This is a genomic window from Telluria mixta (assembly GCF_029223865.1).
GTDB classification, from domain to species: Bacteria; Pseudomonadota; Gammaproteobacteria; order Burkholderiales; family Burkholderiaceae_D; genus Telluria; species Telluria mixta.
The window spans coordinates 4,693,848-4,707,461 of sequence record NZ_CP119520.1; the positions used below are offsets into that span (position 1 = coordinate 4,693,848).

Sequence of the window (13,614 nt, forward strand, 5' to 3'; positions counted from 1 at the left end):
CCAACGACCTGTGGCAGTCCCGTGACCGACCAAGCCTGGCTAGATGGCCAAGGTGGTCGGTCACAATCGGCCCTTGCAGAGGCAAGGCCCTAAGGATGCACTCAGGGCTTGAGCAACTGCGCTGCCACCTTCGCGCCGCCTTCGAGGCCAGCATCGGACGCGTCGTCGCTCACGGAGACCCGGTATTCGCCACCCGCGACTCGCCAGCCGTGCGCAGCAGTGTCGAAGCTGGCCAGCAGGCGTGGATCGGCCACGACTGACACACGTTTTTGCTCGCCCGGCGCCAGCTCGACCTTGTCGAACCCGATCAGGCGAGTCTGTGCCTTGCCGGCGGCGGAGCGCAAGTAGACTTGCGGCACGTCGGCGCCGGCGCGATCACCGGTGTTCTTCACGGCGAAGCTGACCGTGAGCGTCTTGCCGCCTTCGACCTTCAGGTCCGACACCGCAAAGGTCGTGTACGACAGGCCGTGCCCGAAGGGGAATACTGGTTTGGCGCCGGTCTTGGCAAACCAGCGGTAGCCGACGTCGGAACCTTCGGGGAAGTCGACGTTATAGCTGCTGTCCGGCGGCAGACCGAAGCCCGGCAGGCGGGGGCGCGGCAGTTGATCCAACGAAGCGTGGAATGTGACCGGCAGGCGGCCGGACGGATTCACCTGGCCAAACAGCACATCGGCGATCGCATCGGCGCCATGCTGGCCCGGATACCACGCTTCCAGCACGGCGGCACTCTGCTCAAGCCACGGCGTGGACACGGCATTGCCCGTTTCCAGGACCACGACGGTACGCGGGTTGGCCGCCGTGACGGCGGCGATCAGGGTATCCTGGCCATGCGGCAGCGTGGTGTCCGGCGTGTCCTCGTTCTCTCCGTTCCATTGGGTGCCGAACACGATGGCCACGTCGGCATTGCGCGCCAGTTCGGCCGCAGCGGATGGGTAGCGCCCGTCGTCGAACACGACTTCGGACTTGCCGGTGCGTACGCGGATCGCATCAAGCGGGCCCGGTCCGAACCAGATCTGGCGCCGCGTGAGCACGTCGATCTCCGTATTGCCGCCCATGCTGACGATGTGAGACGGTCCCGCCGGCGTGACCTGCGACGAGCCGCCACCTGACAGCACGCCCAGGGCGGCATTGCCGCCGATGACGGCGATGCGCTTCAGACCGGGCGTCAGTGGCAGCAACTTATCCTTGTTGCGCAGCAGGACTATGCCTTCGGCGGCGACGCGGCGTGCCACCGTGCCGTGCGCGGCCGCGTCGATGGGCTCGTTGCCGGCCGGGTGGTCGAAGAGGCCGTTAGCGAACATGGAGCGCAGGATGCGTCTTACCATGTCCGAAAGGCGTTCCTTTGGAATCGTGCCGGAGGCAACTGCCTCCCGCAGCGGCGCATCGAACCAGACTTGCTTGTCGAGCTGCTGACCGGACTGGTGGTCCAGTACCAAGGCAGCATCGACCGACTTGACTGCCCCCCAGTCCGACATGACCCAGCCCTTGTAACCCCAGTCCCCCTTCAGCGCCGTGCCGAGCAAATATTCGCTGTGGCACCCGTGGACGCCGTTGACGAGATTGTACGAACACATGACGGAACCGGGCTGACCCCGCTCGATCGCCAACTGGAAGGCCAGGAGGTCGCTTTCGCGCAGGGGCGCTTCGGCGATCACGGCGTTGAAAGTGTTGCGGCTCGTCTCGTAATCGTTCAGCGCGAAGTGCTTCACGGTGGAGACGATGTGCGCGCTCTGAATGCCGGCAATGGAGGCGCCGGCCATCACGCCGGTCAGCCATGGATCTTCGCTCAGGTACTCGAAGTTGCGGCCGCCGCGCGGGTCGCGCGCCAGGTTGGCGCCTCCGGCCAGCAGGACGTTGAAGCCTTTCGCGTGGGCTTCCTGGCCGATTGCGAGGCCGGCCTCGCGCGCCAACGCGGGATTCCACGTAGATGCCAGTGCCTGGCCAGACGGGAGGGCGGTGGCGCTGTCGCCTGGGCGCTGTCCCAGGGGATTGACGACGCCAAGGCTCGCATCGCTCTCCGCGAGTGCCGGAATACCCAGCCGGGGAATGCCAGCCACGTAGCCGGCGGTGATGGGCGTCCCTGGCGGGCGTTTGAATGGGCCCAAGTCAAGTGCCATTGGGCTGTGTACGAGTTCGATCCGCTCGTCCAGCGTGAGTTCGCGTTCCAGCAGGCGTGCCCGCTCGTCGGGCGAGAGCCTTGCGTTCATCCAGCGCGCGTCGGCCCCGGCGCAATCGATGGCGGCCAATGCGCAGCAGGCCAGAGCGGCCCAACGCAGTTTGCGCGAGCAACTGGCGAGAGTGGGGAATGGATTCATGGTCGTGCTTTTTCCTTTGTTTTTCATAGGGAAAATCAGAAGCTGCTGCCGATGCGGATGCCTGCGGTGCGCGGCGGAGCCAGACCCACGTTATCGACCGGCGAATCGCCGTAGCTGGTCATGACGGACTTGTCCTCGATGTTGCGCACATAACCCTGCACGTACCAGGCGGCTGCGTTCGGTGAATACGTCGCTGTCAGGTCCGTCTTGTGGAAGCCGCCCTGGCGAATCTGGGTTGCCTTGCTGTAATTGCTCAGCACATAGGAGCCGGTGTACCGCGTGCTCAGCGTCGTGTCGATGGTGGCACCGCTGTCCAGCGTCCAGCTGCGCGTGTAGCCCAGGCTTACCGAGGCTTTCGGCGACTTGTCCAGACGTCGTCCACTCCAGTCGCTCGTCAGGGTCGGCATGTACTGTTTGTAGTGGGCGTCGAGATACGTCATGGAGAAATTGATCCGGTCGTTCGTCGTGACGGCATACTTGCCTTCCAGCTCGACACCGCGCACGCTTGCCTTGGCCGCGTTGCGGGTTTGGCTGGAAATCGCGCCGTTGGCGTCCACGGCGGTCGACGTCAGCTGCAGGTTCTTGTAGTCGTAACCGAAAACCGCGGCGCTGGTGGTCAGACTTCCGTTAAGGAAGCGTCCTTTGACGCCGACCTCCAGCGCAGTCAAATGTTCCGGGTCGTAGATCAGGAAAGGATTTGTGGCGCGTGTACCGTCGTTGAATCCGCCGGCCTTGTAGCCAGTGGACAAGGACGTGTACACCATGGACGACTTGCTTAAAGCATAGTCGGCACCGATCTTGCCAGTGTTCTGAGAGTAGCTGACTGCGGCGTCATTGACGCCACTTGCGATGACCGGATCGCCGATGATCGAGAAGCCCTGGCGCGACTTGTCATCCTTGGTCTGGCGCGCGCCCACGGTCAGATGCAGGTCTTGGGTTACGCTGTAGGTCGCGTCGCCAAATACCGCTTTGGATGTGGACAGGGTCGGATCCTGGACGAATCTCAGGCGGCCGAGGCCCGGAAAGTGGATAAGCGACAGATCGATGTTCGACCGCTCCCGGAACCAGTACAGCCCGGTGATTGTCTTGAAGGCGCCGAAGACGGACGCCAGGCGCAACTCGTGCGAATTCTGAGAGTATCCTGCGTTTGTGTCGATGTACGGCGCGGGCGTGTCGGTGCCATAGCCGTAGTTCGAGAGTTCCTTGCGGTCAAAGTTGCGGTGGGCTCCCTGGTAGGTCAGCTCACCGATCGCCAGGTTAGCCTTCAATTCCGCGCTGTAGCCTGTTGCCTTGTCGTCGATGTTGCCTTGCACCGAAGGCGTGGCGGTGCGTTGCGCGGTGCCGCTCGCGCTGCGGAACGTGGTCAGGGGCACCGTACCAGGTCCGGCGCCGCGAATCTTGCTGCCGTCAGCGCTGAGCAGCAGCGTCACGTCGCGGTTGAACTTGAACAGCGCGTGTACACGGCCGGACAGGGAATCTTCGTCGTCATAGTTGTGGCTCAGGCCTTGCGTCGAGCGCAGGTAGCCGTCGTGCTGGCTGCTTGACACGGCAGCGCGTAGCGCCAAAGACTCATTCACCGGTACGTTGACGGCGCCATCGAATTTGCGCGTTTGGTAGTTGCCCAGCTCGACCGCGGCATTGCCACCGAACGTGTCGCCAGGTTTGTTCGTGATCAGATTGATGGCTCCGGCGGTCGCATTGCGGCCGTACAGCGTGCCCTGCGGCCCGCGCAGCACTTCGACGCGTTCCAGATCGAAGAAGGCCAATCCGGCGGACTGCGGGCGAGCGAGGTTCACCCCGTCGATGTTGAAGGCCGCCGACGGGTCGCCTTTTTCGGTGACGTCCGCGCTGCTGACGCCACGGATCGCAATTACTGTGGCGCTGCCGGAATTTGCGATCTGTACGTTCGGAACCAGTTCGGTCAAGCTTGACGCATTGACGGCGCCGGCGCTCTTCAAGTCGTCGCCGCTGATGACGGAAAGCGACAGCGGGGTCTTCGACGCGGGCTGGGCGACACGTTGCGCCGTCACGATGACTTCCTGGATCTGGCCGCCGGATTGCGCCAGCGCGCCGCCGGCCAGCAGGCTTGCTACTGCGGCCGCGATGGCATGTTGGGTGAAACGGATGTGATTCGACATGTGTCCTCTATCGATAGATGTAGTTGTGGATGCGATTGAAACGCTTGTTGTTGTGTTGAATGACGACGCAGAGGCGTCCCCTTAGTCGAACGCCAAGGGCACCGGTGAGTGCCTGGATGGAGTGGCGCCGGCCGGATAGGCCGCGCCGTGAAGCTACGTAGGTCGCACGGGGCCGGCGTAGCGGATGCCGTAGAACAAGACGAAGACGTAGCAGGCCAGCGGCACCAGGAATGACAGGTGCAGGCCGGCGGCGTCGGCCAGCATGCCCTGCACGAACGGGATGAGGGCGCCGCCGACGATGGCCATGCACAGAATGCCCGAACCTTCGCCGCTGCGCGGGCCGAGTCCTTGCAACGCCATGCTGAAGATCGTGGGAAACATGATCGAGTTGAACAGGCCCACGGCGATAAGCGCCCACATGGCGCCGTGACCATGCCCGACCACTGCGCAGACGACGAGGGCGATTGCACAGGCGGCGTTGCAGGCGAGGGCCTTGCCGGGACTGACCACGCGCATGGCCGCGAAGCCCAGGAAGCGGCCCACCATCGCGCCGGCCCAGTAGAAGCTGACGTAGCGCGCCGCGCCGGCTGTGTCCAGGCCGGCCACATCGCGTTCGCCGAGGAAGCTGATCATGAAACTGCCGATGCTGACCTCGCCGCCCACGTAAAGAAAGATCGCCATGGCGCCGAGCGCCAGCCGCGCATGGCGCAACAGGGAGGAACCGGTAGTCCGCGCGTCGGTATTCGCGTCCATTCGCGGCAGCCGGATGACTGCGAACAGCAGCGCGAGCACCGCCAGGGCCGCGGCCAATCCCAGATAGGGCAGTTGCACCGCGTGCGCCTGGCTTGCCACCGCGGAGTGCGATTCATCCGCCGGTCCCGACAGGATCAGCATGCCGCCCAGCGTGGGAGCGACAGCCGTCCCGAGCGCGTTGAACGCCTGCGTGAGCGTCAGCCGGCTTGACGCTGTATGAGGCGCGCCGAGTGCTGTTACGTAGGGATTGGCCGCGACCTGCAGGATGGTGACGCCAGCGGCCAGCACGAAAAGAGCGAGCAGGAACAAGCCGTAGCCGCCGGTGGCGGCAGGGTAGAACAACGCGCAGCCCAGTGCTGCGATGCCCAGGCCGGCGACCACGCCGCCCTGATAGCCAAGACGGCGAACGAGGCGGCCGGCCGGTAGCGATACGAGAAAGTAGGCGCTGAAGAAGCAGAACTGCACCAGCATTGCCTGGAGGTAGGAGAGGGTATAGACGGCCTTCAGATGCGGGATCAGGACGTCGTTCAGCGAGGTCAGCAGGCCCCACATGAAGAAGAGCATCGTGATGATGGCGAGCGGTGCGTGGCCGCGATGGCTGGCTTCCATCGTCGTGGAAGGTGACACTGGTTGCATGAAGTCTCCGTTGTTATTGTCGCGCTGGCATCTTGGACAGGCGAAACGACCTTAACATGGTGCAATCCAGTAACGCCAACATGGAGAGGTAACGGAAGGATCACGCTAATAGACTGTTTTTAAAAGGATTTTTCTGCAGTTCCCAAGTGCGTACTTACATAACTTTACAATAGGCCGAGATGGTCTCGGAAGGGTGAATGTGCTGTCGAATACGCCTGTAATAAAACGAAACAATTCGCAATGAAATATTGCGATATAAATGTGGTGCGTGTCGTTATTCGACAACGACCATCAATCAGTCGCCAGCCCGGCTGGCAACGTGATCGTGGCGCACAGGCCGCCGTCTTCGTGATTCGCGATGACCAGATCACCATTCATGTCGCGCACGAGCCAGCGTGCAATGCCCAGGCCTAGGCCGTGGCCGTCGCTGTTGCGATCGCGTCCATGCTCCAGCCGGACGTTGGCGTCGAACAGGATGTCCAGAGCCGCTGCCGGGACGCCGGGCCCGTGGTCGCGCAGCTCGATCCGCACGCGTCCCTCGGCGGCGTACGCGCGGATGTCGACGCGGTCGCCGTAGTACAGGCCATTGTCGAGCAGATTGCCGATCGCGCGCTTCAGAGCCAGAGGCTTGGCCTGCACGCGTAGGCCGCTGGCTACATAGGTCACCTGGTGCCGCGCCAGCGCGGCGTCGCGCGCCATACGCCCGAGCAGCGGATCGAGTCGGACGGTGGTGCGGTTTTCGTGGATCTGGCTGTCCTGGACGTTCTGCAGGGCGCTCTTGACCATGATGTCGAGTTCATCGAGGTCTTCGTGGAATTCCGTGCGCGTGGCGTCGTCGTCGAGCAGTTCGGTGCGGAATTTCAGCCGCATGATCGGTGTGCGCAGGTCGTGCGAGATCGCGACGAACAAGCGTTCGCGGTCTTCGATATAGCCCTGAATGCGCGCCTGCATGGCGCCAAACGCGCGCGCCGTCTTGACGAACTCCCGGCTGCCGCTGTCCGGCAGCGCGGGCACTGGCTCGCCTTTGCCGAATGCGTCCGCGGCGCGCGCGAGGACGGCGAGCGGATAGGTCGACCACCGTACCACCAGCAGCGCCACCAGCAGAACGAACGCTAGCGTGACGCCTTGCAGCAGCAGGCGGTCGCTCGTCAGCAGCCTGCCGCTGTCGAGGAAGTAGGGATTGGGCATTAGCGTCGCGAGGTAGAGCCAGTGGTCCGGCCGCAGCTCGACCTGGATGACGAGGACGGGTGCTGGCTTCGACGTGGACGGGACGATGTGCTGTACCCAGTTGTCGGGCAGGTCCAGCATGCGCACACCCTGGTCGTTCACGTGCAGCTGATCGGGCCAAGCGAAGGCCGCGTCGATCCGGCGCACGCCGGGAAGGGTGGTGGTGAGCGCGGCGCGCACGCGAGCGGCGGTGCGGGGAGCCAATTCCGGATCACCGATCGCGTTGATCAGCACGGGAGCACGATTGATCGTCGCGAAGAACCGTGTGCCGCCCATTTCGCGGAACTGCTGGATCACAATCGGATGGTAATTCGGCGGCAGGCTGAGGAAGAAGCGCACGGTGGTGGCTGCGCTGTGGGCGACGGAGAGCGCCGCGGCGCCGCTATCCCGGTCGGACTCGGCGCGGCTCTGACGCGCCCAGATCGCGTTACCGACCAGCTGGCTGAGCAATACGGCTGCCACCAGCGCAGAAGCCAAGCGGCCCAGCAGCGACTGGGGAAGCAGGCGCAGGGCGCGGGCCCGTCGGCGCTCAGGCATGGGAAGGGGTCACGTCGGCGGAGAACACATAACCCTTGCCTCGCACTGTTTTGATCAGCGGCGTGGCGCGGCCGTCGTCGTTCAGGCGCGTGCGCAGACGGCTGATCTGGACGTCGAGGGACCGGTCCAGCGGTCCGGGATCGCGTCCGCGCGTTGACTCGTGCAGCTGGCCGCGGTCGAAGACGATTCCAGGGTGTTCGGTGAAAAATTTCAGCAGCTGGAAGTCGAGGCCTGTCAGCGCCACGAGCTGCCCGTCCTGGTCGCGCAGGGTGCGTTCGATGGCGTCCAGCGTGAAACCGGCGAAGCGGAAAAAACGGGCAGCGCTGGGCGCGTCGATGCCGGCGCGCCGGTGGATTGCCTTGATGCGCGCCAGCAGTTCGCGGGGGCTGCACGGCTTGGCCATGTAGTCATCGGCGCCCAGTTCCAGCCCCACCACGCGGTCAGTCTCGCCGGCGCTGGCCGTCAGCATGATGATCGGCACATTCGTGCGCAGGCGCACCAGGCTGCACAACGCGAAGCCGTCGGTGTCCGGCAGCATCACGTCCAGGATGATGAGCGACAGCCCTTGCAGGCTGCGTTCGAGCTCCACGCGGAAGCTGGCGCCGTCATGCGCGAGCACGACTTCGTACTGATGCTTTTCGAGGTAGGTCTTGAGCAACTGCCGGATTTTCTGGTCGTCGTCGACGACGAGGATCTTGCGGGTCATGGTGTCGGGTTCTGCGAAAATGCGCGGCTGACTGCGGCCAGCCGACGTTGGGTGTCCAGGACGGTGATGCTGTCGTCCATGAAGAATCTGTGTACCTCATTGGCCAAGCCGTCACGCATCACTTCGTCGCCCGCCATGCCGATTGCGATACTTGGGATGACGCGGGCATCAGACATGTTGAGCATCATCCAGGAAGCGCGCGCACAGCTGTCCATGGCGGCCGGATTAGCGTCGCGCAGAACCGATACCGATCCCTTGATGCGGTTGTAGCGCTCCTGGAGCCCCGCCGAGACGGCGAGCTGCGCGACGCTTTCCTGGGCCGCAGGGGGCAGGCGTTCAGCGTGCAGCATGACGAGCGTGTCGAGGTCGAACAGGTACAACGCGTCGGTACCCGGAGCGCCCGTGCAACCGATGTTCTTGCCGACCTGTGCGCCCCGTGCCTGCAACTCGCCCTTGAGCCAGTCGCCGGAGATCGCCATCGCGGCCGTGCCGCTGCCCACCTCACTCGCGATGGCGCTCCATGCCGTTTCCGGCACCGGATGGCGCATCCAGCGCTTCAGGCTGCGAAGGTGGCGCAGCACGCCGGCCAGGGCCGGGCTCGTGAAGGCACGCAAATCGTTGTCGACGAACAGCCGGCGATGCAGTGCGATGCCTCCGTCTGCGAGCAGCAGATTCTCGAACAGGATTGCCACTTGCCACGGCTCGCTGCTCTGCGCCAGCGGCACGATGCCGGCGCGCTGCAGACGTGGCGCAATCCCTTCGAATTCTTCCCATGTGCGCGGTGGAGCAAGGTGCAGGCGCGTGAACACAGGCAGGTTGTACACCAGCGTATTCATCCGGTGCACGCCCAAGGGTGCTGCCAGCACGTGATTGCCCGGGCGCAGCTGGCGATAGACGGCCGGCAGGAGGCGTCGTTCCCAATGATCCGCTGCTGCCACGCGGTCGAGGTTCCTGACGAGACCAAGGGTCGCCCAGTTGTGCGCGGTCGCGCTGTTGGCCTGGGCGATATCAGGCATGTCATGGGCGAGGATGCGGCTACGCAGGATGATGGCGGCACCCACCCCATCGGTGGCGTCCTCATTGACCCAACCCAGACCGGCGTGCCGTACGCTTGAGGAGATTACCTCCGTCGCCTGACGCTCGCTGGCCGATTGCCACCAGTGCAGGACGCGGAGGTCCTGCGCAGCACCAGTGATGGCGACGGCGAACAGACAAGCACCGGCAATGCGTGGCGGACCACGCCGGCGTCCCGACACCGGATGACCATGAGTGGGATGGTTTTTTTGCATGCGAAAAACGGATGATTGAACCGTGCCGACAGTAGTGACCGACTGAAGTCGGCGCATTGCCGGGAAGCGTTCCCGCGTAACTATAGCCCAGATGTTTGCTTCCGCAATCAAAAATGTGCGATGTGGAAATAGTAGCTTGAGCTTCCGAGCTGGTTCCGGACCACTATGACCATCGATGACGTGAACTGAACCGCCCGGCTTTCGTGGAGGCTGGCTGGTATGAGTCAGCCCACGACGGCTTGCTGCTCAGGCCGCGATGCGTCACAGCTTGTTGGCCAGCACGTAATCCACAAAAGCGCGCAGCTTGGGAAGAACCATGCTGCGGCTGGGGTAGTAGAGAGCCAATCCCGGAAATTCCATGTGGAAGCTGCTCAGGATGACTTCCAGCGTTCCCGCATGAATGTTGCGTGCAACGATCGAGCGCGGGAGCCTGAACAGCCCCACCCCTTGCTCCGCAGCGTGGACACAGGCGGCAACGTCGTCGAGTATCAACGGACCGCGCACGTGAACGCTATGCGGATCCCCACGGACATTGAATGCCCACTCGTCGAGTACGACGCCGGCCTGCCTGAAGGTTATACAGGGGATTTCTCGCAGGTCGTCCGGTGTTCTGGGTCGTCCGAAGCGCGCCAACAGGGCAGGAGAGCCGACTACCACTTGCGGCTCCTCAGCAGTGAGCGGCACTGCCACCATGTCTGCATGCACGAATGACCGGGGCCGCACTCCCGCATCGCATCCCTCTGCAACGATGTCTACCAACCGGTCGTCGCCGACCAACTCGAGTTGGAGTTTTGGATTCGCAACCAGGAAGCCTGTAACAAACCGCTCAGTCAGGATCTGTACGCTTGCCTTTGGAACGCTAATGCGCAGCAACCCCGTGACCGAATTTCCGAGGCTGCGAGCGGACTCTATTCCGTGGAGCAGTTGCTGTGCCGCCGGTCGTACTTGGAGCAGCAACCGTTCCCCAGCTTCGGTCATTCCGACGCTGCGCGTCGTACGCGAGAGCAGCGTCACCCCGATACGGCCCTCGAAGGCACGGATCGCCTGGCTAACCGCAGACGGGGTAATGCCAAGTCGTCGAGCAGCCGCGCGGAAACCTCGTTCCTCGGCGACCGCCAGAAACACCACCACGCCATCTAGATCGCCTTGTCCGATTGTGTAGTTCATCTACACAGTATGAACAGCCGGAAGCGGATTCACAAGCGCTGCCCAATGATGAAAGATGGAGGCCTCATTCTCCAAGGACTCCTATGATCACTGAAACCAAACAATCTCGTGCTTTTGGCATCGATAAAACCGTCGGCGTAGCAGGCCTTTCCCTCCGTTCGTCTCCTATTCCCAGGCCCGCGCCCGGCGAAGTGCTCGTGCATGTCCGGGCATCTTCGTTGAATTATCGAGACTTGATCATCCTGGAAGGCAATTACCCCATGTCGATCCCGGCCGGTCGAATTCCGCTTTCGGACGGCGCCGGGGAAGTTGTAGCCGTCGGTCAGGGTGTCACCCGGTTCAAAGTGGGGGATCGGGTGATCAACTCATTTTTCCCCGAATGGATCGACGGTCCCTTTACCGGGGCATACTCGCAGTACTCTGGTGACGTGGACGGTTGGCTCGCCGACTATCGCGCGGTGGCCGCTGATGCGTTGATTTCGATTCCAGATAGCCTGGATTTCGCCGAAGCTGCCACGCTGCCGTGCGCCGGCGTCACGGCGTGGTCTGCCCTAAACGGCGTGCGGGCGGGCGAGACCGTTCTCACCTTGGGAACCGGCGGTGTGTCGTTGTTTGCCGTCCAACTGGCGAAGGCGATGGGGGTCAGGGTCATTGCCACCACGTCCAGCGACACGAAGGCCCGGCAACTCAAAGGCTTGGGTGCGGACGAAACGATCAACTACAAAGAAAAGCCTGAATGGTCCCAGCAGGTGCGCGAGCTGACGGGTGGACGCGGTGCGCATCGCATCGTGGAAGTCGGTGGCGCAGGCACGTTTGATCAATCGATTAAGGCCATCGCCTTGGGTGGACAGGTATCGATGGTGGGTGTGGTTGCCGGATTTCAAGGAACAGTTGAAGTCCTGCCTATGTTCATGAGCCAGGCGCGCTACCAAAGCATAGCGCTGGGCAGTCGCCAGGACCTTCAGGACTTGGTGCGATTCATTGCCGAGCACAGGATCCGCCCAGTCATTGACAGCAGTTATGCATTCGACGACGCGAGGCTCGCATTCGAGCGGCTGATGACACGCAACGTGTTCGGAAAGGTAGTTGTCAATCACTGACTGTAAAGGTCGACCGGGACGAACGGTTATCTAACAAGGAACCATCATGACTGCCTACGTTATCTTTATTCGAGAAAAAACGCTCGATCAACGCGAAATGGACATATACGCCGAGAAAGTCCCTTCCACGTTGCCCAGTGTGCCCATCCAGATGCTCTCTGCTTACGGCCGCCTCGAAGTATTCGAGGGCAATACGCCGGAAGGCGTCGTCCTGTTTGCTTTTCCGACCGTTGAAGACGCGAAGGCCTGGTACTTCAGCGAAGCGTACCAGTCGGTTGCCAAGCACAGACATGCAGGTGCAACGTACAGAGGATTCGTTGTGGAAGGCGTGACGGGATAGATGCACATATCAACGCCTCGAGTCGAACCTGCTCCTCGAAATTCACGGACCGGGTTCAACCCACAGCCAATCCACGTCGCGTCAGTCCGGCAAGTGGCATAGGAGATACATCGCTCAACATGACTCTGCGTCTCGACGTTGTAGGTTAGAAACAAAAACATCGGGAAAATATTTTCCCGGCCCTGCTGCTCGGACTGCGGTTGATATGGCTTATCGTTCGGTGTATCGTGAGGAAAAATATGAAAGCGCTTTCTTGCGATAACAAGGAGACTTGGTTATGAACGTACAGAGCATGCGGTTCAACCGCCTCGACCTGAATCTTCTCATCGGCCTGGATGTACTGCTCACCGAATGCAGTACTACTCGTGCCGCGCGGCGCCTCTGCCTCAGCCAGTCAGCTACCAGCGGCATCCTCTCTCGGTTGCGCGAATACTTCGGAGATGAGCTGCTGGTGCAGTCAGGACGCAAGATGGCACCAACACCGTTGGCACTGTCCCTGATGGAGCCGGTGCGCGAAATCCTGCTAAAGATTCAGAAAACGGTCGAGACAGCGGTCGAGTTTCAGCCCGAGACCGCCGTGCGGCATTTCCGCATCGTTGCTTCTGACTTCGTCAGTTCCGTCGTGATGACCGAACTGGCCAGGCAGGTCAACATCGTAGCCCCATTCGTGACGACGGAAATCCGCCAGCCGAACGAGCGCTCGATAGCGCAGATGGAGCGAGGCGAGATCGACATCGTCCTGATGCCGGAACGCTACTTGTCGCGCAGCTACCCCAGCGAAGTTCTGTTCGCCGACGAGTTCAGCTGCATTGTCTGGGAGGGCAACAAGGAAGTCGGGGCCCAGCTCACTGAGACGGATTATCTTCGCCTCGGCCACGTGGCGACGTCGTTCGGGTCGCACCAGGATTTCGCGTTCGATGAGTGGTTTTTCAAGAGTATAGGTCTGAACCGCCGCATCGAGGTCGTGTGCAGTGCTTTTAACCTGCTGCCGCAATTTGTCATCGGTACCCAACGTATCGCTACGCTGCAGCGCCAGCTTGCAACCCAGCTGGCCAAGTATTATCCGATCCGCGTGCTCAAGCCACCGGTTCCGATTCCGCAGATCGTCGAGTGCATGCAGTGGCACCAATCCAACCAGGCGGATCCAGCCCATTTATGGCTGCGCTCGATGCTGCGCCAGGCGGCCCAGAGCGCAGGCGGACTGGGCGGCGGTTATCGTGCAGTATCGGATACGCAGGTGCCGGCGGCGCCCATCAGCAGCTGGATCGGGCCGGTCATGCCGGAATCGCGCAGCGAAGCCTGGGCGTCATAGATCGCTCGCACCGGGCCACGCGGAGCGCCCGCGCCTGCGCGTCGCCAACGATTCAGGCACAAGCCATTTGCCGGGCTGGCAGCTCATCCGACCA

10 protein-coding genes are annotated in these 13,614 nt (G+C 62.5%); 3 read left to right on the forward strand and 7 right to left on the reverse strand.

Features of this window, described 5'->3' with window-relative positions; genetic code table 11:
• Positions 1-101: 101 nt before the first annotated feature.
• The 7 genes from P0M04_RS20965 to P0M04_RS20995 form a co-directional block, all read right to left on the reverse strand.
• Positions 102-2,315, reverse strand: coding sequence for a beta-glucosidase (locus P0M04_RS20965; protein ID WP_259447187.1), 2,214 nt, complete (start codon positions 2,313-2,315; stop codon positions 102-104).
• 35 nt (positions 2,316-2,350) lie between these two features.
• Entirely contained in the window at positions 2,351-4,453 is a 2,103-nt protein-coding gene (locus P0M04_RS20970; RefSeq protein ID WP_259447186.1) for a TonB-dependent receptor, read from the reverse strand.
• A gap of 153 nt (positions 4,454-4,606) precedes the next feature.
• Positions 4,607-5,842, reverse strand: a complete 1,236-nt coding sequence (locus P0M04_RS20975) for a sugar MFS transporter (RefSeq protein WP_259447185.1) — start codon at positions 5,840-5,842, stop codon at positions 4,607-4,609.
• A 291-nt stretch (positions 5,843-6,133) separates the two neighbouring features.
• Positions 6,134-7,606: an ATP-binding protein gene (locus P0M04_RS20980; protein WP_259447184.1), complete on the reverse strand. Its 1,473-nt coding sequence runs from the start codon at positions 7,604-7,606 to the stop codon at positions 6,134-6,136.
• On the reverse strand, positions 7,599-8,312 hold the full coding sequence (locus P0M04_RS20985) for a response regulator (RefSeq protein WP_259447183.1): 714 nt from the start codon (positions 8,310-8,312) through the stop codon (positions 7,599-7,601). Before P0M04_RS20985 ends, P0M04_RS20980 begins: the two co-directional genes overlap by 8 nt.
• On the reverse strand, positions 8,309-9,601 hold the full coding sequence (locus tag P0M04_RS20990; protein ID WP_259447182.1) for an ABC transporter substrate-binding protein: 1,293 nt from the start codon (positions 9,599-9,601) through the stop codon (positions 8,309-8,311). The genes P0M04_RS20985 and P0M04_RS20990 overlap by 4 nt, the downstream gene beginning before the upstream one ends.
• 261 nt (positions 9,602-9,862) lie before the next feature.
• A complete protein-coding gene (locus P0M04_RS20995; RefSeq protein WP_259447181.1) occupies positions 9,863-10,768 on the reverse strand; it encodes a LysR family transcriptional regulator in 906 nt (301 codons plus the stop codon).
• Positions 10,769-10,851: 83 nt separating this feature from the next.
• On the opposite strand from P0M04_RS20995, the gene P0M04_RS21000 reads away from it, so the two are divergent.
• From P0M04_RS21000 to P0M04_RS21010, 3 genes are all read left to right on the forward strand, one after another.
• Positions 10,852-11,868: a zinc-dependent alcohol dehydrogenase family protein gene (locus P0M04_RS21000; protein WP_259447180.1), complete on the forward strand. Its 1,017-nt coding sequence runs from the start codon at positions 10,852-10,854 to the stop codon at positions 11,866-11,868.
• Positions 11,869-11,914: 46 nt separating this feature from the next.
• Positions 11,915-12,208, forward strand: coding sequence for a DUF1330 domain-containing protein (locus tag P0M04_RS21005; RefSeq protein WP_259447179.1), 294 nt, complete (start codon positions 11,915-11,917; stop codon positions 12,206-12,208).
• Positions 12,209-12,485: 277 nt separating this feature from the next.
• Positions 12,486-13,520 (forward strand): LysR family transcriptional regulator, encoded by a 1,035-nt coding sequence (locus tag P0M04_RS21010; protein ID WP_259447178.1) that lies wholly within the window; start codon positions 12,486-12,488, stop codon positions 13,518-13,520.
• Positions 13,521-13,614: the final 94 nt, after the last annotated feature.